This window comes from Mesorhizobium sp. M7D.F.Ca.US.005.01.1.1 (assembly GCF_003952545.1).
In the GTDB taxonomy this organism is placed as follows: Bacteria; Pseudomonadota; Alphaproteobacteria; order Rhizobiales; family Rhizobiaceae; genus Mesorhizobium; species Mesorhizobium loti.
On record NZ_CP034453.1, the window covers coordinates 3,570,265 to 3,595,498 of the forward strand.

The following is a 25,234-nucleotide window of genomic DNA, read 5'->3' on the forward strand; positions in this document are numbered from 1 at the left end:
GACCAAGCGGGGGACGCATGACACGCATCGCGGTTATTACGCATGAGTTCGACAGGTTCGAACGCTGGCGCGGCCCGCTGTTTCGCCGCGGCAGTTCCTATATGCTTTTCGATCTGCTGAAGGAACTGAAGCGACGCGGTCATTCCGTCCGCATAATCGCCGGAACGTCGGCAAAGCCGGAGGCCGACATCGCGGTGCTGCACGTCGATGCGACCGTGACGCCACCCGAATATGTCGAATACGCACGCGCTTTTCCCTTCTGCCTGAACATCGGGGCTGCCGACATCTCCAAACGACGCGTCAGTGGCGCCTTGATCGGCAAGGATGACGACTGGCAAGGGCCAGTCATCGTCAAGAGTAATCTCAACAATCTCGGGGTGCGGGAGCAGGCGCTCAACCGGCGATCGCTGCGTGCCGGAAAGCCGAGGCCGTTTCCCGGCGTCAAGCTTATCGAGGGTTATCGCGTCTATGCATCCCTTTCGGATGTTGCGCCGGCGGTCTTCGACCGCAGCGATCTCGTCGTCGAAAAATTCATTCCTGAGCCGGAGTCGGACGGCTTTGGAGCCCGCTTCTGGATATTCTGCGGCGAGCGCGAGCGCTGCACCCGCCATGTCTCGCCGCAGAGCCTCGTCAAGGGCGACGATACGATCCGTCATGAGCCGGTTCCGGTTCCCGAGGAGCTTCGCGCGCTGAGGCGCCAGCTTGGCTTTGACTACGGAAAGTTCGATTTCGTCATGCATGAGGGCAGGGCGGTGCTGCTTGATGCCAACAAGACACCCGGTGGCGCCCGCAATCTTTCTGCGTTTCTCGCTGCCGGCAATGCCAATCTCGCCGACGGCTTCGAAAGCCTTATCCGCCAGGTTGCATAGCGGGCGTTCTGGTGCTCACGCCGCCCGGGCAGCTTGACGATGATCACCAAGGCTACAAAAACAGCCGCAGCTGCGTGTGGATGATCGAACGGTAATCTTCGATCGTGCGGCGGCTTTCTGCTTCGCCCTCGGCAAGCGCCAGGCGCACCACGCCGCCGGCGAGCTGGAAGGTCAGAAGGACAATGCGTTCGAACTGCTCGCGCTTCTCGGGCTCCAGCAGGGCGATGACATGGTCGCAGAACATCTTGGCCTGATGTCGGGTTTCGGCGATGTCGAGGTTCTTGAGCGCCTTGTCGGCCTGGATGGCGTTCTGCAGATCCTGGATGGCCGGATCGCCGGCGACACGGCTGAGATAGTCGTCAAGCAACCGGTCTGCGGCCACGATCACGTCCTTCGCTTCGCGGACATCGGCGATGATCGCCGTCAACCGTGCGCGGCTGACCTCGGAGAACCGCTCATAGAGCATCGCCAGGATCGCCGATTTGTTGGGAAAATAGTGATAGACGGTGGCGATCGGCCCGCCCGCCAGCATGCCGACCTCCTTCATGGTCACGGCGTCGATACCCTTCTCGCCGATCAGCCGCATGGTCGTCGACAGGATCGCGTCGATGCGCTCGCGGCTGCGTTCCTGCTTGGGCCTGCGCCTGGGCTCGGTCGCCATTCTCTTCACTTCGGTCATGCACCGATCTTTCGCACGGTTTCCAAATTCCGGTTGACAAAAAATATGATCAAGTATCAGTTTCTGAAATGCTGACAGGTTGTCAGCTTTTTTGCCACACGGCAAGGACGTTGGGAGGCGCCTTTGACTTCGACAACTACCGGCCACGCAGGCAATGGCGACTGGCTGGTCGGCAATCCGACCGGCGCACAACTTGCCTCGGCCCTGTGGATCGGTTCGGTTGGCCTGCTCATTCTAGGCCTGCAGCCGGTGCTGCTCGGGGCCCTTTACACCGAGGGCCATGTCAGCGGCGATGAACTGGCGCTGGTCGCCACCGCCGAGATGATCGCCATCGCCATCGGTTCGGCTGTCGTGGCGATGTTGCTCTCGGCGCGCAACATGCGCTGGAAAAGTGCCATCCTTCTGCTGCTGCTGGCGCTGGCCAATGTGTGGACGGCCTATGCTGCAAGCGCCAACACGCTGATTGCGGCCCGCGCCCTGGCCGGGCTCGCCGAAGGCGGTCTGGTCGCGGTCGCCACCGAACTGATCGCCCGTTCGCGGCGCGCCGAGCGCATCGGCGGCTTTTTCGTCACCATGCAGACGCTGGCGCAATGCGCGCTTGCCCTGTTGCTGGCGCTTTATGTCATTCCGGCCGCCGGGTCGGCGGGTGGGTTCATTGTTCTTGCCGTCGTCTGCGTCATGTCGCTGGCGGTCGCCTTCACCGTACCCGGCGGCTATGCCGACCTGCCCAAGGAGGAGAATCTGGCCAATGTGCTGACGGTTCCTTCGCTCACCGCGCTGCTGTCGGTCTTCTGCTACTTCATGTTCTTTGGCGCGGTCTGGGCCTTTCTGGAGCCGCTTGGCGCCCAATACGGCATCGATGGCCGCACCGTCGGCCTGATCGTCTCGGCCAGCCTGGCGGTGCAGGTCCTGGGTGCGATGACGGCCACCGCGTTCGAGGCGCGCATCGATTATCGCGCCGCCATCGCCACGATCGGTGTCGTGGCGCTTGTCTGCTCCCTGGTTCTGGCCAGCGGACCTGGGCTCACGATATTCTGGATCGCAGCCCTGATCATGGGCTTCATCCTCTTGTTCATCGTGCCCTACCAGATCCGGCTGGCGATCACCGCCGACGAGACGCGCACCGCCGTGCTGCTGGTGCCGGCAGCCCAGCTGTTCGGCCTGGCGATCGGCCCGATCGCGGCGTCGCTGCTCATCGACGGCAAGGATTTCCGGCCGGTGCCGGAATTCGCCGCCGCCAGTGCCGTTGCCAGCGTCGCGCTGCTTGGTCTGTTCGTCCTGGTGTCGCGGCGTCGCCGCGCCGTTGCCTGAGCGGGGGAGCGCCATGTCGAACCGTTGGAGCAACTGGTCGGGCTTGGTCACTGCTGAACCGAAGCTGATCGCCAGCCCCACTGACGCCGGCGAGCTTGGCGATCTCATTCGTACCACACCCGGCCCGGTCCGCGTCGCCGGCGCCGGTCATTCCTTCACCCCGCTGGTAGAATCCGAGGGCACGATCCTGTCCCTGGAGAGACTGGAAGGGCTGGTCTCGCATGACGCGCAAAAACATCAGGCGCGGGTGCGGGCAGGGACCCGGCTTGGCCCGCTCATGCACATCCTGCAAGGCATTGGCCAGGGCCTGCCCAACATGGGCGACATCGACCGTCAGGCGATCGGCGGCGCGCTGGGCACCGCCACGCATGGCTCGGGACCGAGGCTCGGCGCCTATCACACGCAGCTGGAGACGGTGCAGATCGTCGACGGGCTTGGCAAGGTCCGCGATTTCAAGCGGGCAGGGGATCAGGACATGATCCATGCCATCGGCGTCGCACTCGGCGCCTTCGGCGTGCTCAGCGAAGTGACGCTGAACAACATTGCGACCTACCGGCTGCGCCGCCGCAAATGGGTGCTGCCGATCGCCGACATGCTGCGCGATTTCGAGGCGATGATGGCCGCGCATCGCTCCGCCGAATTCTACTACATTCCGTTTTCCGGTTATGCGCAGTTCATCGCCAGCGATCTCAGCGACGCAGCACCGACCCCGCGACCTCCGGAAGCGGATGAGGCCGGGTTGAGGACGCTGCGCCGGCTGCGCACAGGGCTTGTCTGGCTGCCATCGCTGCGCCGCCGATTGATCCTGGGCGCCATCGCCAAATTGCCGGCCGAGGACTACGTGCAGGACTGGCTCAATGTCTATGCCAGCGACAGGCAGACCAAGTTCAACGAGATGGAATATCATCTGCCGTTCGAGGAGGGGCCGAAGGCGCTGGCCGAGATCATCGAACTGACCGAGCAGCGCTTTCCCGAGGTTTATTTCCCGATGGAGGTGCGCACCGTCGCGCCTGACCAGTTCTGGCTCTCGCCCTTTTACAACAGGCTGACCTGCTCGATCGCCATCCACCATGACGCCGCGAACGACCCGTTGCCTTTCATGCAGGCGGCGGAGCCGATCTTCCGCAAATATGGCGGCAGGCCGCATTGGGGCAAGATGCACAGCCTCAAAGCGGCGGATTTGAAAAAGCTCTACCCGCGCTGGGACGATGCCATGGCGGTGCGCCGCGACATCGATCCGGAAAACCGCTTCGTCTCGCCCTACATTGCCGGCTTGTTCGGCATCGAGAAATGAGCGCCTATTTTTCCACCCTGTCGGATGCGCTGAAGCAAGCTGGCATCTTCCAGCCCTGCCTGGTGCTCGATCGCGATCGGCTGGACGGCAACATTGCCCTGGTCAAGGAGAGACTGGGTCCTGGCCTTGCCGTGCGGCTGGTCGACAAGTCGCTCGCCTGCCTGCCGCTGCTTGCGCATATCGGCAAGGCGCTTGGCACCAATCACGTCATGACCTTCCATCCGCCGATCAGCGAGGCGGTGCTGAGGACGTTTCCGGATGCCGATCTGCTGTATGGCAAGCCGATGCCAGTCGATGCGGCAAGGGCGGCACTGGCGAAAGGTGGCGCCGATTGGTCGCGTGTCTGCTGGCTGATCGACAGCGAGGAGCGGCTGGCGGAATATGGCGCGCTCGCTGCCGAACTCGACATCGAACTGCGCATTGCCTTCGAGATCGATGTTGGGCTGCATCGCGGCGGCTTTGCCAGCCCGCAGGCCTTGTCGCAGGTTTTGAAGTTGCTCCCGGCTCACAAACGGCTGCATTGCGAAGGCGTCATGGCCTATGAGGCACATGCGCCGCTTATTCCGGGTCTGTTCGGCGGGCCGGCGAAAGCCTTGGCAAAGGCGTCGGCGCAGGCCAAGGCGTTCGTCGCTTGTCTCGGCGCCGACCAGCGCCGCATCCTGAACATCGGCGGCAGCAAGACCGCGCTGCTTCATCGTGGCGGCGTCGCCAATGAAGTGTCGATGGGCTCGGCCTTCGTGCTGCCCAGCGACTTCGATACATCAGGTCTCGACGGCTTCCAGCCGGCGGCCTTCATCGCGACGCCGATGCTGAAAGTGGTCGAGCCGATGCTGCCCGGCCCGCCGGTCGTCACTCGCCTGCTGCAGGCGCTCGGCCGGTTTCCAGCCAAGGGCTGCTATCTCTATGGCGGCAAGTGGATGGCCGAGCCGGTGTTCCCCAAAGGCATGATGACGAACGGCCTGCTTGGCCTGTCCTCGAACCAGCAATTCATGGGCCTGCCGGCCGATGCTACCGCAAGGCCAGGCGACTACGCCTTCCTGCGCCCGACGCAGAGCGAGGCCGTGCTGCAGCAGTTCGGATCGATCGCGGTGTTTTCCGGCGGCAGGATAGTCGATCGCTGGCCGGCGCTGCCAATGGCGTGATCGCCTACGCCTTGACCGGCACCCAGATCTCCAACCCGCCATTGCCGCTGTGGGCATCGAATTCGGGGCCGTAGCGTTCGAATTCCGGTGCATCTGCGATGTCGTGACCGGAAGCGGGTAGCCAGCTGTTCCAGATCGTGTTGATCGTGCGGCGGATGGTCGAGATGTGCTCCCGATGCGAGAACACCGCGTATTTCTGCGCCGGCACCCGCACCCGGTAAAAATCCTTCGGCAAGTCCGCAAAATCGGACACTTCGACGCCGACCACATAGTCGAAATTGCCCGCGTCGTCGCCGTTGAGGCAGACGCCGTAGAAAACGCCGGCGATCTCGCCGGGGATGTTGCCGATATAGGGACTGAAGCGCTGCCACTGCATCGGAATGCCGGCGCTGCTCTCGCAACTGTAGCGTTCGCCAAAGCCGGCGATAAGGAAGGGCCGGCTGGTCTCGAAGCGCGGCGGTTCGAGTGTGCTGAGCAGGGAATGGTCCATCAGGATTGGCTCCACAAGGTCGAGGGTCTTGGTCGTGCCTTGCGCGCGCACCAGTTCAGGCGTGGTGCCGAACTGGTCGCGGAAGGCACGGGTGAACGCCTCATGCGAGTTGTAGCCGGCGTCGAGCGCGACAGAGAGAATGCCGGGCGCCCCGCTGGCCAGCTTGCGGGCCGCCTCGGTCAGCCGGCGTGAGCGCATGTAGCCCATCACCGAGCGGCCGGTGGCAGCGCCGAAAGCCCGTGTCACATGAAAACGCGACACGCCGCTGCTTTGGGCGACATCGTCGAGCGAGATCGCTTCCGGCAGATGGCTCTCGACGAACCACAGCGCTTTCTCGGTCGGGTTCATTTTTCTGCTCGCATTGGCCAGATCATGATGCCGTTCCCTGGCGCGGCCAGTTTGATCGAAATTGCGCATCCGGCGCAATCCGCGCCGATCCCGTCGCAGTTCGCGCACCGATATGGCCCAGCACGTCAAGCGCTTCGCTTGACAGCGCCAGGTGACACTTTATAGAACGTTATATTATTACAGATCGCGAGCGTGCAATGTCTGCCTCCCTCACATGGCCCATCACTCCGTCCGAGAAATCCGTTGCGATGCCATCGGCGCAAAACTACGCTGGCGGGTCCCTTGCATCTGCGCCTGGTTGCCAGTTGCGCCGTCTTCGGCGCGGTGCTGCTGCTGGCCAGCGATCTTCTGGCCCGAACGCTGCTGCCGCCGCAGGAACTGCCGATCGGCATCATCACCAGCTCGGTCGGCGCGTTCTTCGTCGTCACCATGCTCATCCGCAACCGGCTGTGACGGGCAAGAGTTCGCCAGCTCCGAGCTCTCAGACGGTCCAGAAATAGCGCACGATATGAAAGAACACCGGGGCGGCGAAGACAAGGCTATCGGTGCGGTCCATCATGCCGCCATGGCCTTCGATCAGGTGGCCCCAGTCCTTGACGCCCTGGTCGCGCTTGATGGCCGAGGCGACCAGCCCGCCGAGAAATCCCATCGAGCAGGCGACGAAAGCCACGGCCGCCGCCTGCAGCGGCGAGAAGGGCGTCACGAACGACAACAGCGCGCCGAGCAGGCTCGCCGACACCAGTCCGCCGATAAGGCCTTCCCAGGTTTTCGACGGCGAGACGTTCGGCGAAAACCGGTGTTTTCCAAACAGCTTGCCGAAAATGTACTGCAGCACGTCGCTGCCTTGCACGACGATGATCAGGAAGGCGATCAGCAACAGGGTGCGGCCTTCGAAGCCCGGCACGTTGAGTGTCAGCAGGGCAGGGACATGGCTGACACAATAGACCGAGATCATCACCGCCCATTGCTGCGCGGCGATCCGCTCGAGGAAGCGTTCCGTGTCGCCATGCAGCGCCGTGATGGCCGGCATCAGCAGGAAGCAGTAGACCGGAATGAAGATGACGAAGAGCCCGTACCAGGCGGTCCACACCAGCCAGTATTGAAACGGTATGATGATGCCGAACATGCCAAGCAGCACCCAATGGTCGCTGCGGCGGGTGTGCGTGAGCGTCACGAATTCGCGCAGCGCGGCGAAGGAGATCAGCGCGAACAGGATGGTCATGCCGTAGCGGCCGAAGAAGAAGGCGACCGTCATCAGCGCCACCATCACCCACCAGGCGTTGATGCGCTGGGTGAGATTGACCAGCGTCGAGCTGAGCGGCTTCGGCGCCCGCGCCGAAAGGATAGCGGCGACAATGCTTGCGGTGGTCAAAACCGCCAGCAGGCCGATGATCAGGATGGAGATCTCGTGGCGCATCAATCGTCTCGCTCGGGACGCGGGTTGAGCGCCAGAAGCGTGGCGTGAGCGCGCTCGAGAAAGGCGCGGCGTTCCTCGCCCGGGCCAACCGCGACCGGCGCGCCGAAGACGACGCGGCACAGCAGCGGTACCGGCAGGAACTGGCCCTTGGGCAGCACGCGCGACATGTTCTCGATCCAGCACGGGATCAGTTCGACCTCAGGCCGCGCCATCGATAGATTGTAGAGGCCGGAGCGGAAGGCCAGCAGCGGCTCCTCGGTCATGTTGCGGGTGCCCTCGGGAAACAGGATCAGCGAATGGCCCTGGTCGAGAACCGAGAGCATGATCTCGATCGGGTTTTCCTCAGGCTTCGTCCATTGCCGGTTGATGAGCACGGACGACAGCATGTCCTGCGCGATGAAGCGGCGCAGCCGCGACTTTCCCCAGTATTCGCCGGCAGCCACCGCATGGGTGATCGCGCGCTCCTTTTCGCTGAGGCAGGCCGACAGCAAGATGAAGTCGCCATGGCTGGTGTGATTGGCGAAATAGATGCGCTGCTGGTCGGACGGCAGGCTGCCGTTCCAGATCGGACGCACCCCGGTCACCATCCAGGCCAGCGCCGAGAGGCCGACGGAGGTTACCGTCTGCAGCAAGGTGAAGGTCTTGAGCGAAAGCTTGTTCATCGCGGCGCCCAAAACCCCGCCGCCAGAAGCGCTGCGGCAAACAGGGCCAAGGCGGCGCGCTGCTTGAACAGCAGGCGGCTTGTGCCGGCCATGCGGTCGTCGAGCGAGCGTGTCGTGGACGGGGAGGGTTTTAGCCGCATGCGCGCCAATATGTCATCCACCGCCGCACCGCCGGAAGCCTCGTCCTTGTGGCTGGCCATCAGCCGGAACAGCAGCGCATCGAACACCAGCAACGCCGACAACACGAGCACGACAACCGCGATCGCGGCTGAGACCGACAATGGGACGGCCGCGCGTAGGCTCCCGAAGGCGCCGCGCGGCGAAGCAGTCAAGGGCGTAAGGATATTGGCGGCCACCACAATTGCCACCGGCCATGCGGCCTGCCGCATCAGCATGCGGGCGAAACGACCGGCGCGTTCCTGGTAGGCATTGCCGGTCATGACGCTGCCCGCTCCGCAGCCTCGGCAAGATGAACCGGCCGGCCGGTCGTCATCAGCATCTCGCGGGCAAGCGCCGGCGTCCTGGCTCTGCCGGTCGCCACCAGCCATTCGGCAACAACGCCAGCGCTGCGCTGGAAGCCGAGCGCGCAGCACACCAATACGGGGCCGTCGCGGCGCGCACTCTCCAGCGCGCTGGCTGCCTGTTGCCGCATCGCCACTGGCGGCGGCAACAGGTCGATCATCGGAAAGCTGATCCAGCGGCAATCGGCTCGCGCCGGCTTTTCAAGTTCGGCGGCGAGGTCGATGACCGTGCCGAAGCTGTTGGCTTCGCGTGCTGTGGGAAAGCGCCCGAGAAAGATGCCGTCGGCAATCGCCACCTGAGGAGCAAGACTGCGCGTCCAGGCCCATATGTTTGCCCGAGCGCCGAGGCGGTAAGGCAAGAGCAGGATACGGCTTGCAAGCGTGATGCTGCCATCGGCGGATTTCTGGAACACCTTTGCGCCGGCCCCGGCATAGGCGAAGGCGACGATTGCCAGCGCCAGCGCCGGCCAAAGCAGGAACAGCGCGACGGCACAAAACAAGGCGCCGAGCGCGGCACCCGCCAGCGCAAGGGCGGCGCCCAGCGCATAGAACAGCGCCAGACGCCGCGCTTTCGCGTCGCTGGTCAGCCGGAAGCCTGAAAACGGCAACGCACCGCTGCGCGGAAACAGCCCCAGCGCAAAGAACCCGAGCAGCGCGCCGGTCGGGATATCGATGAAGTGATGCTGCCAGGTCGTCAGCACCGAGGCGCCGATCAGAAAGCACCAGCCATGCCAGAGCGGCAGGAGTAATCCGCTGAGCCGGTGGCGCCAATGATCCCAGATGATCACCAGCAGGGCGATGTGCAGCGAGGGCGCCTGGTTGAACGGCTTGTCGAAACCGCCGAGCACGGCAAACAGGAAGCCGGGCAGGCCGGTCGTCGCGGGCCGCACGAATGTCGCGATCAGCGGGAACAGGATGAAGCAAGCAACGGCGACGACCTGCGCGGTGAGATAGCGCCCGGCCAGGCGGTCGACCCCTTGCCTGTTGCCGTTGAGCAGCAGCGACAGGCCGTAGAACAGGTTGATCGACCAGTAGGGCACGATGGTCCAGGCCATGAAGGGGATGCCGTGTTCCCAGGAGAACAGAATGCTGCCGACGTCGTCGCGCCGCGACGCTAGCCAGTTGGCGAAGCCGTAGCTGAGGTAGAAGAACGGCGCCAGGAAGGCCAGCCAAAGAGCTGCCCTGACGACCACCCGTCCATAAGGCTCAGTGCGCGCGGTGGATGCAAGCGATGACACCATGCTGCTCAGCGGCGCCGCGCGACCGAGACGGTGAAGATGCCCCATTGGTCGATGCGCTGCTCGAGCTTGTCGAAGCCGGCGGCTTCGACAAGCTGGTCCATCTCGCCCTGCGTGCGCCGGCGCATCACCCAGGCTTCGCCGCCGCGATGCGAGGTCAGGCTGCGGGCGATCATTTCGAGCTGCGGGTGCCAGGGCTGGTTGGTGTAGAGCAGCAGGCTGCCCGGCTGCATGGCGCTGGCCAATCCACCGAGCGAGCGGGCAATCATCGCATTGTCGGAGAACAGTTCGTAGAAGCCGGAAACGATGGCGAGATCGGGCGCCGGATCGATCGAGGCGAGCATATCGGCATCGAAGGCGTCCGCACGCTGGAACGAGACATCAGCCGGCAATTGCCGCTCAGCGATCAGCTTGCGGCCAAGCTCGACATTGAGGTCGGAATAATCCTGCAGGCGCACGCTCGTCGGCTGGTCGGGGCTCTTCACGATGGCATCGAGAACATAGCGGCCGTGGCCGGCAGCGATGTCGAGAATGTGCGCCGGCCGGCCAGCGGCCTTGAGCGTCGCCAGGCAAGAGCCGATCAGTTCTTCCAGATGCAGCTTGCGCTGGCGGATGCCGCGCCAGCCGATGGCTTCCAGGAAGATGCGGTCGACGACGCGGCCAACAGGTGTCAGACCGCGCGCGTCGTTCTCGTAGACGTAATCCAGAGTCGAGCCGGAATCGAAGCCGGTGGCGATGCCGGTCTTCATACCCTGGGAGACCCAGGCGCCCATGCGGATGGAGGCGCGGCTGAATGCCCAATAGAGGCCCTTGGGCGACAACAGATCGAGCGGCGAGGCAAGCCTGTCGGCCTCGTCGCGGGTGTAGCCGGCGATGTCCGCCTGCTTCAGGTCGACCGGCGCGTCCGGTGCCGCGAACTGCTTCGCCAGAAATGGCCGGATCAGGTCGAGGGCCTTTGCCCGGTCGCGTTCGCCCAGCGTGTCGTGGAAGAAACCCGGCAACACATGGCGTTCCTTGGTGCGGCTGCCGAGATTGACGAAGAACGCGTGCTGCGGGCCGTGGCGCACCACCCAGTCGCTGCCCGAGAGCAGAAGCTGCGTCGGCACGGTGATGGCGCGGGCGTCGGCGACGATGCGTGCCGCATGCTGGTAGAGTTCGACCAGGATGTTGGAGGCGATCGGCCGCGTGATCAGCGGATCGCTCTCGAAAGAGGCGATGCGTACGGGATCGTGGGTGAGGAACTTCGCCTTGACGTAGGAATTGACGAAGAAGCGGCCCTTGATCTTCTGCCAGAACGCGATGCCTTCCTTGGCGAAGGGCACGTAGAGTTTTACCGAAAAGGCGGGTGAGGCCAGCACCATGGCGCGCAGTCTCGGCGCATAGTCATGAACCCAGGCCGTGGCAAGCACGGCGCCGAAGGATTGCGCGATCAGCGCGATATCCTGCGTGGCGAAGCCATCCCTGGCGGCGATCTCGCGCATGAAGCAGTCGATGTCGCGCACCAGCGCCGAGAAGGAAGGGGCATAGCCGCGCTCGCCGGACGAACGGCCATTGCCGCGGGCATCCCAGGCATAGAAGGCGTGATCCGGCATCTGCAATTCATCGACGAGATGGGCCATGCGGCCGCCATGCTCATGGCCGCGATGGAACAGCACCACCGCGCCCTTGGCACCGGCGGAAGCTGCCGGCCAAAAGCGGTAGAAGATCTCCGTCCCGTCATGGCTGCTGAATACCCGCTCCTGCGCTTGCCGCTCAAGGTTTTCCGTGGCCGCGGCGGCGATCGGTTCGTGCATCATGGTCTTTCCCTTTGGCGGCATGGCGAGCCTCGATGCTCAGCTGGCGCTGCCAATAAGGCCGGCGCGTATCCGGTTTATGGCGGTCAGCAGCGAAAGCGTTGCCATGGCCGGAAACACAAATGGCGCGATGGATGCCGGCCAGAGCCCGGTGGCGCACAGCACGGCGACAACACCGAGCGCCAGCGCCCTGTCGCTCTTGCCGAACGGCCCGGCATAGTTACGTCCGATCTTGGCGGCGATGCCGAGCACGCCGGCGAACTCGGTCAGCACGGCTGATATCGCGAAGGCAACGACGCCCCATGGGGCAAACTGCGGAAAGACGGCAAAGGGGAGAATGAGCGCGAGGTCCGAAACGACGTCGCACAACTCGTTCAGATACATGCCGAGCGTCGAGGCCTGCCCGTGTTCCCGCGCCAGCATGCCATCCACGGCATTCAGCGCCATGCGCACGAACATCACTGCGGGAATGAGCAACAGCAGCCAGCGCCATTCATGCAGGATCGCGATGGCCGTCCCGGCCGCGACCGACATCAGCGCCGCCAGCATGGTTACGCTGTTTGCGGTTACCCCGATTGCCGCCAGCCGGTTGACCAGCGGCCGCAGTCGTCCCTGGAAAGCCGGCTTGAGAGCGTAAAGCGTCGGCATTTTCGTGATCCCCCGATCCTGATCAGCGGCTGTACATCAATATGTCAAACGCGACCAGAGCAGAGGACGCTACGGTTCGACTGCCACGGCCGCGCGCCGGCCGTTGCCAAATCGCTAACCATGATTGGCCCGGCATGGCTCTCATGCACATTTGCCGGCTTCTTGTGCAGCGCGGCATCTTGAATAGTAAGCACGCTTATTATATATACCGCTCATGGTTTCCGATGGCATCGACAGATTGGGGTTCTTGATCCACGACGTGCAGCGCTTGATGCGCAAGCGCTTCGAGGCGAGGGCCAGCGGCTTGGGGCTTTCTTCGGCCCAATGGCGGCTTCTGGTCCGTGTTGCCAAGGAAGACGGTGTCGCGCAGGCGCGGCTGGCCGAACTTCTCGAAATCGAGCCGATCAGCGTTTCGCGCCTGGTCGATCGCATGGAGGAGGGCGGCTGGATCGAGCGTCGACCCGACGCCACCGATCGCCGCGTCCGCATGATTTTCCTGACGCCCAAGGCGAGCGATGCCTACGCCGTGATCAAGAGCATTGCCGGGGAAGTCTATGAGGAATCACTGGTCGGCGTGAAGCCGGAAGCCCGCCGTGTCCTTGTCGAGGGGCTCGAGGCGATGGTCCGGAACCTGACTGACGACGAGACGCCGTCCATTGAAAAAGTAAAGAATACAGAAGGCACAGCAGCATGAACGCGGTAGCCAAGATAGACGAGAAAGTGACAGAGCTGGAGATGGAAGCACCGGAAAAGCCGGCCGCGCCCCCGGTGGCGGTTGCTCCTCCGGTCCAGCCAGCCCTGGCGCCGGTGAAGAAAAAGCGCCGGCTGGGCCGTCTCCTGCTGATGGTCGCGCTGCCCGCCGCGCTGGCTGTCGGCGGCGGTTACGTCTGGGTCACCGGCGGCCGCTACCAGGAGACGGAGAACGCCAATCTGCAGCAGGCCAAGGTGTCGATCGCTTCCGACACGGCTGGCCGCATCGTTAAAGTCGACATCTTCGATAACCAGCTGGTCAAACAGGGTGACGAGCTGTTTGCCATAGATCCCGAGCCCTACCGGATCGCTTTGGCGCAGGCCGACGCGGCGGTGGCGGGCGCGCGTCTCAATGTCGAGCAGCTGCGCGCGGCTTACGGCCAGTCGATGGCTCAGCAGAAATCCGACACCAGTCAGGTCGCCTTCGCCCAGTCGCAGTTCGACCGCGCCGCCGACCTTGCCCAGAAGGGCATCAACGCCAAGTCGTCGCTGGACGAAGCCAAGAACGACCTCGACAAGGCCAAGCAGCAGCTCGCCGTTGCCGAGCAAGGCATCATCAGCGCCAAGGCAGCCCTTGGCGGCAATCCCGACATCGAGACCGACAAGCACCCGACTGTGATGGCCGCGCTCGCCGCACGCGACAAGGCGGCCTACGATCTGGCGCAGACCACGGTCAAGGCGCCGGCTGACGGCGTCATCAGCCAGGCCTCGTCGTTCAAGGTCGGCCAGTATGTCGGTTCCGGCACGCCGCTGTTTTCACTGGTCGAGACCGGCGACACCTGGATCGCCGCCAATTTCAAGGAAACGCAGCTCACCCACATGAAGCCCGGGCAGAAGGCCGATATCGTGGTCGATACCTATCCGGGACGCACCTTCGAGGCGACGGTCAAGGCGATTGGCGCCGGCACCGGTGCCGAATTCTCGCTGCTGCCGGCCCAGAACGCCACCGGCAACTGGGTCAAGGTCACGCAGCGCATTCCGGTGCGTCTCGAACTGACCGATGCCGACGCCAAGATGGCGTTGCGCACCGGCATGAGCGCCACCGTCACCGTCGACACCGGCGTGGCGCGTGGCCTGCCGTCGATCTTCGGTCACGCCACGGCCGGCGAGGCCGCGCAGTAAAAGTCAACAGAATCCCGCAGGGATCAGCGGGTGGAGGTGAATTGCAGGATTGGCCTGATGGGAGGAGCTGGAAGGATCAGAATTTGGGCGAAGCCGCGTCGCGGCTCGACCGAAATCTGAAATCTTCGACGCAGACCCGTCGGTCCTCATGTTTCCGGGCGGCAGGCATCCGCTCATCAGAGACTCTCAGTCGATGTAACCCCCACATCGATAATCGCGTCCCACCGCGATGAGGGTCTCTCAACGGAAGGCGTTGCCGCCCGGAAACCCGTTGTACACGTTTTTGTTACCTGCTGGAAGTTCCCTGTCATGAGCACGCCTGAACCCTTCAAAGAAGTGCCGCATCGCGGCCTGATTACGGTCGCGCTCATGCTGGCGACGATCATGCAGGCGCTCGACACGACGATCGCCAACGTCGCGCTGCCGACCATGACGGGCGATCTCGGCGCCTCGCCGGACAACATCAACTGGGTGCTGACCTCCTATATCGTTGCCGCCGCCATCATGACGCCGGTCACCGGCTGGCTGGCCGACCGCTTCGGCCGCAAGGAACTGTTCCTGACGGCAGTGGTCGGCTTCACCGTGTTCTCGATGCTGTGCGGCATCGCCTGGAGCCTGGAGACCATGGTGTTCTTCCGGCTGATGCAAGGCGTGTTCGGCGCCGCGATCGTGCCTCTGTCGCAAACCTTCCTGCTCGACATTAATCCCAGGGAACGCCATGGCCAGGCGATGGCCATCTGGGGCGCAGGCATCATGCTGGGGCCGATTCTGGGCCCGACGCTTGGTGGCTGGCTGACCGAGAATTTCAACTGGCGCTGGGTGTTCTTCATCAACCTGCCGGTCGGCATCGTCGCCTTTCTCGGCATGGCCGCCTATTTGCCGGCCGTTGCCCGGCGCGTGCGCGGCTTCGATTTCTTCGGCTTCGCCATGATATCGCTCGGCGTCGGCGCGCTTCAGCTGCTGCTCGACCGCGGCGGTGAGGTCGACTGGTTTTCATCGGTCGAGATCTGGATCGAGCTTGGTCTCTCCCTCACCGGCTTCTGGGTGTTCATCATTCACACGATGACGGCGGAACACCCCTTCATCGATCCCAAGATCTTCCTCGACCGCAATTTCGTGACCGGGCTGGCGTTCATCTTCGTCATGGGCGTGCTCATCCTGGCGAGCATGTCGCTGCTGCCGCCGATGCTGGCGACCATCTTCGGCTATCCGACCGTCACCATCGGCGTCGTCATGGGGCCACGCGGCGTCGGCACCATGATTTCGATGCTCGTCGTCGGGCGGCTCATGAGCAAGATCGACGCCAGGATCCTCGTCGTCATCGGCTTCCTGCTGACCGCGCAGTCGCTCTACACCATGTCCAGCTTCACCCCGCAGATGGACAACTGGCTGATCATCAGCTCCGGCGTCATCCAGGGCCTGGGTATGGGAATGGTGTTCGTGCCGCTGTCGACCGTCGCCTTCGCCACGCTTGACGTGCGCTTCCGCACCGATGCTACGGCTCTGTTCAGCCTGGTGCGCAATCTTGGCTCGTCCATTGGCGTGTCGGTCGTGACGGTCCTGATGGTGCGCAACACGCAGATCAATCACACCGAGCTTTCGGCCTTCATCAACCCGTTCAACCCAAATCTGTGGGCGGTTTCTCCGGCAGCCGCAAGCGGCGATCCGATGGCGCTTTCGCAGGTCGATCGCATGGTCAATCTCCAGGCGATGATGATCTCCTACGTCAATGATTTCAAAATACTCATGGTAATGACGCTGGTTGCCATCCCGTTTGTTTTCCTGCTGCGCAAGCCAAAGCAGGCGCCTGCCGGTGGCGCACCAGCCGCGCACATGGACTAGCTTCGCCCTAGAATGGGCGCAGGCCTGATGGTGTCACGCGCCGGTTGAAGTGCGAATCATGTTGCGGCGGTGGCCGACCGAATTCATCCTGGTGTCGAAGAATACCGAGCCCGAAAGTTCAAAATCGGCTCGATAACAGCGCTTGAGTCTCAGGTATCCAGGTTGCGCCGAATCGATCTCGGACCGGTTCATCTGTCGTTAGTACATCTGTAACACTATCGATCGACTTTCATTTTACAAAACAATCGTCTTTTTCTAGGCGCCAAACCGGAGGAGGCCTGTTGGTTACGAAATCATCCAGGAGACCCGCCGAAGCGCCCGAGTCGATCGGTCTGGCCGCCCTGACAAAATTGGCGGCCGTCTCGCATGAAATCCTCGAACGCGAGCTTCGGGCTACAATCGCCGCACTCGAGGGGCAGGCGTTTCGATTCGAGATGGTGATCGACAACATCTCGCAAGGCATCTGCTTTTTCGGCGCCGATGAACGGCTGATCCTGTCCAACCGTCGCTATGCGGAGATTTACCGCATTGTGCCCGAACAATTGCAGCCGGGCCTGACATTGGGCGAAATAGTCGAACGCCGCGTCGCTGCCGGGACATCCGCTATGGCTGCCGACGCCTATCTCGCATTGGCCCGGTCGGTCAATTCGAGTACCACTTCGAGAATCTGGACCGCCAATCTCGCCGACGGCCGGACGATTCAGGTCTGCCATCAGCCAATGCCCGACGGCGGTTGGGTTTCCACGCATGAGGACATTACGGAGTTCACTGCGAATCGTCTGATTGCGGACGAGCGCATCTCGCTGCAAACGCTGATCGACTGGGTACCCGGCTATCTGTGGGTCAAGGACACCGAAAGCCGCTTCGTCGTGGTCAACAAGGCCCTTGCGTCCGACAGTGGCCGAGAGAAGACGAGCGACATGATCGGCTTGACCGATTTTGATCTTCATGCCCCCGAACTTGCGCAGAAATTTCGTCTCATCGAGCAGAACGTGCTGAACAGTGGACAACCGATGATCGACGAGGAGGAGTTTATTGTCGATGCGTCAGGCGCCGGCAAGTGGCTCTCGTCGACGAAGGTTCCGTTGCGCAATCTTGAGAACGAGATTTTCGGTCTGGTTGGCATCGCCCATGACATCACTGCCCGCAAGCAAGCGGACGTCCTTCGTGACGGGCAGGCGCATATCCTGGAAATGATCGCGATGAGCGCTCCGCTCGAGGACGTGCTCGACCGCCTCATGCGCTTGGTGGAATCCCAGCTGACAGGTATATTCGGTTCCGTCTTGCTGCTCGACAAGGACGGCAGCCATTTGCGGCACGGTGCGGCACCGAGCTTGGCGAAAGACTATACGAACGCCATCGACGGGATCGCCATCGGTCCCAAGGTGGGATCGTGCGGAACCGCGGTCTACAGGCGAGAGCCTGTCATTGTCACCGACGTCATGCAGGATCCGCTGTGGGAGGATTACCGCGAACTGGTGGCGGTCTACGGCTATCGTTCGTGCTGGTCGACCCCGATCCTGTCGCATCAGGGCGCCGTGTTGGGCGTATTTGCGATGTATTCGATGACGGTGCGCGGACCGGCCGAGGCCGAGACCCGGCTGATTGATTTCACAACCCGCATCGCCGGAATCGCGATCGAGCGCAAACTGGCTGAAGACCAGATCCATTTCATGGCCAACCATGATGTGCTTACCGGGCTTCCCAATCGCGCCTTGCTGGAGGACCGGCTGTCGCAAGCGGTCCTGTATGCGCAGCGATACGATCGCTGGGTGACGGTGGTGTTCATCGATCTGGACAACTTCAAGCTCGTCAACGACACGCTCGGCCACAATGCCGGAGACGAACTCCTGAAGACTGTCGCCAGCCGTATGGTTGAATGCGTAAGGGCGACCGATACGGTTGTGCGACTTGGCGGCGACGAATTTGTCATCGTTCTGTTCGACCAGCCTACGAATGTCGATCGCATCTCGGAGACCTTGCAAACGATCCGGGCAGCGATTGCAGCGCCGGTTCATATCGAAGAGCATCACCTGAGGACGACGGCCAGCATCGGTATCGCGAACTACCCCAAGGATGGAGCGAGCCCGAAAACGCTCCTGGCCAATGCCGATGCGGCCATGTATCGCGCAAAAGAGCTCGGCCGCGACAATTTCCAGTTTTACGCTCCTGAATTCAACTCGAGGGCTCATGAAAAATTCGTGCTTCAGGAGGAATTGCGAAACGCCTTGGCCCGTTCGGAATTCGCGCTGCTCTATCAGCCCCAGGTCGATCTTCGCTCGGGGCGCGTCTTTGCGGTCGAAGCGTTGATACGCTGGAACCATCCGACACTGGGCGTGGTTTCGCCGATGACGTTCATTCCGACGGCCGAGGAGACAGGTCTGATCGTGCCGATCGGCGACTGGGTTCTGCATGAGGCCTGTCGACAGAACAAGGCCTGGCAGGATGCGGGTCTGCCGCCGATGACTGTTTGCGTGAATGTGTCTGCACGGCAATTCAGGGAAAGGAACCTGGTCGGCCGTGTCGTCAACGCGCTTAAGGATAGCGGTCTGGAGGCCAGATATCTCGAGTTGGAGGTGACAGAAAGCCTCATCATGCAGGATATCGAATTGGCGGTCGCCACGATGAACGAACTGCAAGCCCTGGGCGTTCAGATATCGATCGATGATTTCGGAACGGGCTATTCCAGCCTCAGTGCACTCAAGACCTTTCCAGTCGCACGGCTGAAGATCGACAAGTCCTTCATCAACGATCTCGCTGCCGATGAGAATGATCAGGCTGTCACCAGCGCCGTGATTTCGCTGGGTCAAAAGCTGAATATGAGAGTCATTGCCGAGGGCGTCGAAACAGACGATCAGGTGGCCTTCCTGCTCAAAAACAATTGCGACGAAATGCAGGGCTTCCATTTCAGCAGACCGGTCTCTGCCCAAGACATCGAGAAATTGCTCAACCGCAAGAATTGACGGACTGGTCAGCCGGCGGTCTCCCGTGCGGCTCGACGAAGATCGCGGCCGGCAGCGACAAGCCTGCTCTTATTTCCCGAGCACGAGGCTCCAGTAACGGAGGTTGCCGTCGCTGCCGTCGCGCACATAGGCGAGACCGAAGCGGGTGAAGCGCGGGTCGAGCATGTTGCGGCGATGGCCAGGCGAATGCACCCAGATGTCGAACAGCTTCTGCAGATCGAAACGGCCCTCGGCGATGTTCTCGGCGGCCGCACCCGCAATGCCATTGCCCTTGACGCGCGAGGCGAAATCCTTGCCCCAGCCGGTGGTGTGGCTCATGCGGCGACGCTGCGCCATATAGCCGGCCTGCTGCAGGGCGGCCTGTTCGAGCTGCCGGTCGGGGACCAGCGGCGCCAGCCCGGCCGAGGCGCGGATGCTGGCCAGCGTGCCGGTCGCGGAGGAGGAGACGCCGGCGCCTTCGCCGGTTGGCAGCGAAACGGTGCTGCAGGCGGCGAGGCCGGCCAGCGCGACGAGGCCGGTCAGCACCATGCGCCTGCTCGGCATTGGGCGCGGTTCGATGGAATGGGAATGATCAATGGCCATTCTTGTCTGAATAGTCGCGATCATGGCTTTTGACGGGCAAGCGGTGAAAATTGCGCGAGAACCCATGCGTTGGTTTTCGCGAAATGCATCGCGTAGTGTTGAAGTGTCGAAGCACACCCGTTCGGCCAGCATAGTCCAGACGGCCAATGTGACGTGAGAATCCGATGCCAAAACCTGCCCGTGCCTTTCCGACGCTCTCCACCTCCCGCCTGCTGCTGCGCGCCCCGACCGCCGAAGATGCCGCCGCCTTCCGGGGTATCCTGTCGATCCCCGACGTCACCCGATTCTCGAACTGGCCGGATGCGCCGGCCAAGGTGGTGGCTGAACGGGCGATGAGATGGATGTGCAAGGCCTTTCCCACTGGCAAAGGGTGCGCCTGGATAATCGAGGATCGCGCTTCGAAGACCATGGCCGGTGCGATTCGGTACAACTGGTTCGTCAACAGATCGAAGTGCGGCGAGATCGGCTACGAACTGCATCCGGATTTTTGGGGCAAAGGTCTGATGACCGAAGCGGCTGCTGCCGTCGCTCTTTGCGGCCATCGGTTTTTCGGGCTCAATCGCATCGAGGCGTGGACGCTGCCGGGCAATACCGGATCGGACCGTGTGCTGGAGAAAGCCGGGTTCCGCTACGAGGGAACGCTGCGGCAGAAAGCCCGGTTCAAAGGCGCCTACCACGACTTCAGGATGTTTGGACGACTGGCCGGCGATCACGCGGGCCAGAACTGAACAGCATGCTGGCTGTTCGAAGTCGTTCGACCATGCCTCTCAAAAAGGGATTTTTTGCCAAGATGCTCCATCACGTTTCTTTCGGCGTTTCGAATATCGAACGCGCGGCTGCCTTCTACGACGCCGTGCTGGGGCCGCTCGGTTATATCAGAGTCTGGGACGATCTCCGACCCGGCGAGCCCGATCAGGCGGTGGGCTACGGGCCTGCCGGTGGCGGCGACAAGCTGGCGATAAAACTTTGCCCGAAAGGGCAGCGTCCGCCCGGTCCGGGTTTTCATCTGGCTTTTGCCGCCCCGGATCGCCAGAGCATCGCACAATTTCATGCGGCCGCGCTTGCACATGGCGGCCGTGACAACGGTGCGCCCGGCCTGCGCCCCGACTACGGTCCGCATTATTATGCCGCCTTCGTCGTCGATCCGGATGGACATCACATCGAGGCGGTTTTCAACTTGCCGAAGTGATTGTCTCCACTGTCGCCGTGCCGGAATAGGTTTCCAGCATTGGTGAGACTTGGCCGGTCCGGTCGTCTTCGGTCCGTTCCCACCACGAGCCCAGCGCGTCGATGAGCGGTACAAGCCTGCGACCCGGCGCAGTCAGGTCGTAGTCGACATGCAGCGGATAGCCCGGGCGCGCCGTTCGCCGCACGATACCGGCGTCCTCCAGCTTGCGCAGTTCCAGCGCCAGAATGCGGTGCGACACAGTCGGGTTGTCGCGCCTCAGCTCGCTGAATCGCTTGGTTCCGTCCTTCAGATAATAGAGCAGCAGTGTGGGCCAGCGGCCACTGAGCACGCGCATGGTCTCTTCGATCGGGCAGCGCGAGACGACGTCTTTCATGGGCGGGTCCTGGTTACAGAATTGTGCGTAATTTACATGGGGCGACCAGTGTTTAGGGTCAAGTTTCGCTGCGCGGCGTGATCCCTTCAATCATGGAAGAAAACAAATGGAACCTATCCTCCTTTATGGCTTCCCGGCGGGAAGCTCGATGGGGCTCGTCGCTGCCTTTGAACGCGTCGGACAGCCCTATCGCCTGTGCCGCGTCGACATGCTCACCGAGATGAAGAACGATGCTTATGCCAGCATCAACGGCCGTCAGGAAACGCCGGTTTTGATCACCGACGAAGGCACGGTGGTCACCGAGACCATGGCCATCGCCGCGTGGCTCGAGGCGCGTGACACGCAACGTCGCATCAGCTTCGACCCGCGCACGCCGCAAGCCGACCGCATGCATCAGTTGATGGCCTTCGTGAACACCGGTTTCACCGCCGCTTTCAGCCCGCTCTGGGTGGCATTGGAAATGGCCGCGGATGAACCGGCGCTGAAGGCGATCTTGCGCGACTTCGGCCGCAAGGCCGTTGCCGAACGCCACGATCGCCTCGAAGAGATGATCGTCGACACGGACTTCCTGGTCGGCGATCGGCTGACGCTGGCCGATACCACGCTGATTGGCGTGGCACGTTGGGCGGAGTTCCACCAGGCGGTCGACGGCGCTGCCTATCCCAGGTTGGCCGGGCTGCGCCGCCGCATCGAAGCCGATCCGGTCGTGCGATATGCCCTGGCTGTCGAGGATGGCGAACAGCCCGCCGGTTCGGGCGCCTGCCTTGGCCACGTCCCTCTGGCCGATGTGATCGATCGCTTCGCTGCACCGGCGCAACCGTAACGATGCTCATTTTCAACTGGATGTGCTTTTGTGAAAAGGCACTTATCTGCTGGAGTGCGGTTGCCGCACTCCAGCGTTGTTGAACGCGACCGCCATCTTCTCAACGCTACCGCCGGCGCCTGCGGATGTCAGGTCAACCGTTGGGAGCCGTCTCTCATTTCACGAGAGTGATCATCCGGTCAGCATACATTGCGCGATTTCCAAGCGCAGCCGTGCAGTCCGACGCGACGGACGAGTTTCCGGTCATCTGTACCGTATTGCCGACAAGCCTGAGACAGTCGCCCTGGGCGCTCATATCAGAATTTCCGGCGTAGGAAATGGGCGCGTTCGGCGCGTAGATGAAGCCGCTGAGCACGGAATTTGCGCCGCCATTCAACGTCAGGGCAGACGTATTGCCGCGATCCTGGAAAATGGTGATACCAGCATAAGGGCCGCTGCTGGGTGGGGAAAGGTTCACGGTCTCATTGGCATTTATGTAGATCTGAGCGTTTTCCACGAGGAATATGGTCACGCCCTGGCCAGTCAGGCTGCCGTTTCCCCCTGGCTTTATGGTGGTGCCGCGCATGATGTAGACGCCCGGATTAAGCGTGATGTTCCCCGACAATGTCTTGTCGCAATAAGTGCCGGGCGACAGGGTGTAGGTTTTGCCGTTCGGGACCGGCAAACACAATGTGTAAGGGGGAGGAAGGACGTCGGCCAGTGGATCAAAAGACGCGTACCGATGTTCGTGCGGCGTTCCGCAGGCGAGACTGGCGCTGGGTGGCAACAGCCCGCTGGTGCCGCCGACGGTTGAGACACAGCCCGCCGAAACCAGTGCGGAGCCGCCTCTATTGACAGAATCGGACGCGTCCGAGTTCGCCGCGATCACGCAATTGGCCATCGAGACGTTGGTCGAGCCCTGTAGGTTCACGGCGGCGGACGCATGCGGATCGAGCGCCAGCACGCAGGCCTGCGCGCCAGGCTTTATCTTGACCGACGCCGAACGGTAGGCCTGCCAGGAAGCCGAGTCGCCGATGAAGCTTGGGTGGCTTATGCTGGACGACAGCGAGACAAAGTAAGCGCTTGGGCTGCCGCTGGCCGTTGCCGCGAAAGTGGAGAGGCCGCCCGAATATTCCTGCGGGTCGGCCGCGCTCAAATTTGCCGCGAAGAATTGCAGCCCAAGTTGCTGAACATCGCCAGCCGCCATCTCGGGAGAGAACTTCGTGCCGACGGCGAGCCCTGCCGCGTCCAGCGAGTTCTGTAGTTGCGAGGCGTCATGGCTCGTGCCGACCACATCAATGGCACCAGCCAAACCAATCATTATCGGCAGCATCGCTATGGCGGTCGTTATGGCAAAGTTGCCACGCTCCGAAGACCAGAAGCCTCTCAATGCGAACATCGCCCCTCGCCAAGACTTATAAAGCTGAGGTGATACGCCATGGGTCTCTACGAGCTATTTAAGGAAATGCTAAAATACGTAAATGGTAAAATGCAGTATAATGATTGGCCAAAACGAAGCATGCCAAGGCACGGCCATATGAGAGGCGATACTGAGAAATCTGCACAACGAGCTGCTCCCCAGGCCATTGACGCGGCGACAATCGCCGCCAACTCTGCTATCGTGCCTTTCGTTCTTGAAGTGGCAGCTCTGGCGGCCATCCTGGCGGTGACCGCCCCGACACACGGGAGGAAGGTTATGGCCGGCTTTCATGTCATGGCGGACGCACGTGGAATGCATGTGCAGCCAGCGGTACGCCGCATCACCACGTCGGACCTTTGGGATGCGCTGCGCCTCGGTGCCGAGGATTTCTGGGCAAAACCCTCGCACTATGTGTTCCTGTGCCTGATCTATCCCATCGTCGGCCTGATCTTGACGCGGTGGACGTCTGGCGCCAATGCCATCCAGCTCATCTACCCCCTGATGTCCGGTTTCGCGCTGGTTGGGCCGTTTGCCGCGATCGGCCTCTACGAGATCAGCCGCCGGCGCGAACTCGGCATGAACACCTCCTGGCGGCATGCACTCGATGTGCGCCGCTCGCCGGCGGTTCCATCGATCGTGGTGATCGGCATCATGCTGGTCGCGCTGTTCCTGTTGTGGCTCTACACCGCACAGTCGATCTACACCGGCCTGTTCGGCGATCAGCCGCCGGCATCGATCGGCAGCTTCGTCCGCGAGGTGCTGACGACCGGCAAGGGCTGGACGTTGATCCTTGCCGGCAATGCCGCGGGTTTTGTCTTCGCCGTGGTCGTGCTGGCCACCACCGTGATTGCCTTCCCGCTGCTGCTCGACCGTGATGTCGGCGCCGTTTCGGCCATCGAGACTTCGGCCCGGGCGGTGATGGCCAACCCGCTGCAGATGGCGCTGTGGGGCTTGTTGGTCGCTGTGCTTCTGGTGATCGGCTCGATCCCGCTTTTTGCCGGGCTCGCCGTGGTCATGCCGGTGCTCGGCCATGCCACCTGGCATCTCTACCGCAAGGTGGTCGAACCGGAGCGGGCGCAGCAGATAAGGCGGCCGATGTAACGAAGCGCTCTCAGCGTTGCGCGTCGGTCGCCATCTTCAGCGCGAGTGCTGCCAGCACGGTCCCCATCATCCAGCGCTGGATGACCAGCCACAATGGCCGCCCGGCGAGGAAGGTGGCGATCGAACCGGCCGTCACCGCGATGATGGCATTGACGCTGAGGCTGATCGTGATCTGCGTCGCGCCCAGCACCAGAAGCTGCGACAGGACATGGCCCTTGCCCAGGCTGATGAACTGCGGCAGCAGCGACAGATAGAGCACGGCCACCTTCGGATTGAGCAGATTGGTCATCAGGCCCATTGCGAACAGCTTGCGCGGCCGGTCCCTCGGCAGTTCGCGCACCTGGAATGGCGAACGCCCGCCCGGCTTCACCGCTTGCCAGGCCAGCCACAGGAGATAGAGCACACCGGCAAAGCGTAGTGCGTCATAGGCATAGGGCACGGCGAGCAGCAGCGCGGTGATGCCGAAGGCCGCAGCCAGCACATAGAAGAGAAAGCCCAGCGCCACGCCGCCAAGCGAGATCAGGCCCGCCTTCGGTCCTTGCGACAGGGAACGCGAGATCAGATAGATCATGTTAGGGCCAGGCGTCAGCACCATGCCGAGGCAGACCAGCGCGAAGGCGAGATGATTGGTGGTTTCGGGCATCGGTTCGTTCCCCAGCGCGCGCTGCCGTGGATGCA

General features: G+C 62.6%; 24 protein-coding genes and 1 pseudogene. 13 read left to right on the plus strand and 12 right to left on the minus strand.

Going from position 1 to position 25,234, the window contains the following annotated elements:
* Window positions 1–17: 17 nt before the first annotated feature.
* The gene (locus EJ076_RS17095; protein ID WP_109663058.1) at window positions 18–869 is read left to right on the plus strand and encodes a hypothetical protein; all 852 of its coding nucleotides are present in this window, start codon (window positions 18–20) and stop codon (window positions 867–869) included.
* Window positions 870–921: 52 nt separating this feature from the next.
* On the opposite strand, the gene EJ076_RS17100 is transcribed toward EJ076_RS17095, so the two are convergent.
* Window positions 922–1,548, minus strand: a complete 627-nt coding sequence (locus tag EJ076_RS17100) for a TetR/AcrR family transcriptional regulator (protein WP_164548666.1) — start codon at window positions 1,546–1,548, stop codon at window positions 922–924.
* Window positions 1,549–1,671: 123 nt separating this feature from the next.
* Between EJ076_RS17100 and EJ076_RS17105 the strand changes: the two genes are divergently transcribed.
* Genes EJ076_RS17105 through EJ076_RS17115 form a run of 3 tightly spaced genes read left to right on the plus strand, consistent with a single transcriptional unit; the run spans window position 1,672 to window position 5,295 of the window.
* On the plus strand, window positions 1,672–2,859 hold the full coding sequence (locus EJ076_RS17105) for an MFS transporter (protein ID WP_126068671.1): 1,188 nt from the start codon (window positions 1,672–1,674) through the stop codon (window positions 2,857–2,859).
* A gap of 13 nt (window positions 2,860–2,872) precedes the next feature.
* On the plus strand, window positions 2,873–4,153 hold the full coding sequence (locus tag EJ076_RS17110; protein ID WP_126068672.1) for a D-arabinono-1,4-lactone oxidase: 1,281 nt from the start codon (window positions 2,873–2,875) through the stop codon (window positions 4,151–4,153).
* On the plus strand, window positions 4,150–5,295 hold the full coding sequence (locus EJ076_RS17115; protein ID WP_126068673.1) for a DSD1 family PLP-dependent enzyme: 1,146 nt from the start codon (window positions 4,150–4,152) through the stop codon (window positions 5,293–5,295). The genes EJ076_RS17110 and EJ076_RS17115 overlap by 4 nt, the downstream gene beginning before the upstream one ends.
* Window positions 5,296–5,299: 4 nt before the next feature.
* On the opposite strand, the gene EJ076_RS17120 is transcribed toward EJ076_RS17115, so the two are convergent.
* The gene (locus EJ076_RS17120; RefSeq protein ID WP_126071078.1) at window positions 5,300–6,133 is read right to left on the minus strand and encodes an AraC family transcriptional regulator; all 834 of its coding nucleotides are present in this window, start codon (window positions 6,131–6,133) and stop codon (window positions 5,300–5,302) included.
* A 270-nt stretch (window positions 6,134–6,403) separates the two neighbouring features.
* On the opposite strand from EJ076_RS17120, the pseudogene EJ076_RS17125 reads away from it, so the two are divergent.
* Window positions 6,404–6,586, plus strand: a pseudogene (locus EJ076_RS17125) (iron chelate uptake ABC transporter family permease subunit); the annotation flags it as partial.
* A gap of 28 nt (window positions 6,587–6,614) precedes the next feature.
* Here the strand turns inward: EJ076_RS17125 and EJ076_RS17130 are convergent.
* The 6 genes from EJ076_RS17130 to EJ076_RS17155 are packed head-to-tail and all read right to left on the minus strand — an operon-like array spanning window position 6,615 to window position 12,412.
* A complete protein-coding gene (locus EJ076_RS17130) occupies window positions 6,615–7,550 on the minus strand; it encodes a phosphatidate cytidylyltransferase (protein WP_126068674.1) in 936 nt (311 codons plus the stop codon).
* Window positions 7,550–8,212: a lysophospholipid acyltransferase family protein gene (locus EJ076_RS17135; RefSeq protein ID WP_126068675.1), complete on the minus strand. Its 663-nt coding sequence runs from the start codon at window positions 8,210–8,212 to the stop codon at window positions 7,550–7,552. The genes EJ076_RS17130 and EJ076_RS17135 overlap by 1 nt, the downstream gene beginning before the upstream one ends.
* Window positions 8,209–8,652 (minus strand): hypothetical protein, encoded by a 444-nt coding sequence (locus EJ076_RS17140; protein WP_126068676.1) that lies wholly within the window; start codon window positions 8,650–8,652, stop codon window positions 8,209–8,211. The genes EJ076_RS17135 and EJ076_RS17140 overlap by 4 nt, the downstream gene beginning before the upstream one ends.
* Window positions 8,649–9,974 carry a phosphatase PAP2/dual specificity phosphatase family protein gene (locus EJ076_RS17145; protein ID WP_126068677.1) on the minus strand — a complete coding sequence of 442 codons (1,326 nt, stop codon included), beginning with the start codon at window positions 9,972–9,974 and terminating at the stop codon, window positions 8,649–8,651. The genes EJ076_RS17140 and EJ076_RS17145 overlap by 4 nt, the downstream gene beginning before the upstream one ends.
* 5 nt (window positions 9,975–9,979) lie before the next feature.
* Window positions 9,980–11,767 carry a bifunctional alpha/beta hydrolase/class I SAM-dependent methyltransferase gene (locus tag EJ076_RS17150; protein ID WP_206438801.1) on the minus strand — a complete coding sequence of 596 codons (1,788 nt, stop codon included), beginning with the start codon at window positions 11,765–11,767 and terminating at the stop codon, window positions 9,980–9,982.
* Between the two features lie 36 nt (window positions 11,768–11,803).
* Entirely contained in the window at window positions 11,804–12,412 is a 609-nt protein-coding gene (locus EJ076_RS17155) for a CDP-alcohol phosphatidyltransferase family protein (protein WP_109663085.1), read from the minus strand.
* Between the two features lie 214 nt (window positions 12,413–12,626).
* On the opposite strand from EJ076_RS17155, the gene EJ076_RS17160 reads away from it, so the two are divergent.
* The 4 genes from EJ076_RS17160 (at window position 12,627) to EJ076_RS17175 (ending at window position 19,089) form a co-directional block, all read left to right on the plus strand.
* The gene (locus EJ076_RS17160) at window positions 12,627–13,106 is read left to right on the plus strand and encodes a MarR family transcriptional regulator (protein ID WP_109663087.1); all 480 of its coding nucleotides are present in this window, start codon (window positions 12,627–12,629) and stop codon (window positions 13,104–13,106) included.
* Window positions 13,103–14,284 carry an HlyD family secretion protein gene (locus EJ076_RS17165; protein ID WP_126068679.1) on the plus strand — a complete coding sequence of 394 codons (1,182 nt, stop codon included), beginning with the start codon at window positions 13,103–13,105 and terminating at the stop codon, window positions 14,282–14,284. The genes EJ076_RS17160 and EJ076_RS17165 overlap by 4 nt, the downstream gene beginning before the upstream one ends.
* A gap of 309 nt (window positions 14,285–14,593) precedes the next feature.
* Entirely contained in the window at window positions 14,594–16,126 is a 1,533-nt protein-coding gene (locus EJ076_RS17170; protein WP_126068680.1) for a DHA2 family efflux MFS transporter permease subunit, read from the plus strand.
* A 281-nt stretch (window positions 16,127–16,407) separates the two neighbouring features.
* Window positions 16,408–19,089, plus strand: a complete 2,682-nt coding sequence (locus EJ076_RS17175; protein ID WP_126068681.1) for an EAL domain-containing protein — start codon at window positions 16,408–16,410, stop codon at window positions 19,087–19,089.
* A 69-nt stretch (window positions 19,090–19,158) separates the two neighbouring features.
* Here EJ076_RS17175 and EJ076_RS17180 read toward each other — a convergent pair whose 3' ends face one another.
* On the minus strand, window positions 19,159–19,671 hold the full coding sequence (locus EJ076_RS17180) for a CAP domain-containing protein (protein WP_126068682.1): 513 nt from the start codon (window positions 19,669–19,671) through the stop codon (window positions 19,159–19,161).
* Between the two features lie 164 nt (window positions 19,672–19,835).
* Here EJ076_RS17180 and EJ076_RS17185 point away from each other — a divergent pair, with 164 nt between their 5' ends.
* Together EJ076_RS17185 and EJ076_RS17190 are read left to right on the plus strand one after the other, a co-directional pair.
* A complete protein-coding gene (locus tag EJ076_RS17185) occupies window positions 19,836–20,399 on the plus strand; it encodes a GNAT family protein (RefSeq protein WP_109663099.1) in 564 nt (187 codons plus the stop codon).
* 62 nt (window positions 20,400–20,461) lie between these two features.
* Window positions 20,462–20,860 carry a VOC family protein gene (locus tag EJ076_RS17190; protein WP_126071079.1) on the plus strand — a complete coding sequence of 133 codons (399 nt, stop codon included), beginning with the start codon at window positions 20,462–20,464 and terminating at the stop codon, window positions 20,858–20,860.
* Here the strand turns inward: EJ076_RS17190 and EJ076_RS17195 are convergent.
* Window positions 20,844–21,233 carry a helix-turn-helix domain-containing protein gene (locus tag EJ076_RS17195; RefSeq protein ID WP_109663102.1) on the minus strand — a complete coding sequence of 130 codons (390 nt, stop codon included), beginning with the start codon at window positions 21,231–21,233 and terminating at the stop codon, window positions 20,844–20,846. The genes EJ076_RS17190 and EJ076_RS17195 overlap by 17 nt on opposite strands.
* A gap of 106 nt (window positions 21,234–21,339) precedes the next feature.
* On the opposite strand from EJ076_RS17195, the gene EJ076_RS17200 reads away from it, so the two are divergent.
* Entirely contained in the window at window positions 21,340–22,056 is a 717-nt protein-coding gene (locus EJ076_RS17200; protein ID WP_126068683.1) for a glutathione S-transferase family protein, read from the plus strand.
* Between the two features lie 154 nt (window positions 22,057–22,210).
* Here the strand turns inward: EJ076_RS17200 and EJ076_RS17205 are convergent, their stop codons facing one another.
* Complete coding sequence (locus tag EJ076_RS17205) at window positions 22,211–23,434, minus strand: TadE/TadG family type IV pilus assembly protein (protein ID WP_109663107.1); 1,224 nt, start codon at window positions 23,432–23,434, stop codon at window positions 22,211–22,213.
* Window positions 23,435–23,731: 297 nt separating this feature from the next.
* Between EJ076_RS17205 and EJ076_RS17210 the strand changes: the two genes are divergently transcribed.
* Entirely contained in the window at window positions 23,732–24,556 is an 825-nt protein-coding gene (locus tag EJ076_RS17210; RefSeq protein ID WP_126068684.1) for a DUF2189 domain-containing protein, read from the plus strand.
* Between the two features lie 10 nt (window positions 24,557–24,566).
* Here EJ076_RS17210 and EJ076_RS17215 read toward each other — a convergent pair whose 3' ends face one another.
* The gene (locus tag EJ076_RS17215) at window positions 24,567–25,199 is read right to left on the minus strand and encodes a LysE family translocator (protein ID WP_126068685.1); all 633 of its coding nucleotides are present in this window, start codon (window positions 25,197–25,199) and stop codon (window positions 24,567–24,569) included.
* Window positions 25,200–25,234 lie beyond the last annotated feature (35 nt).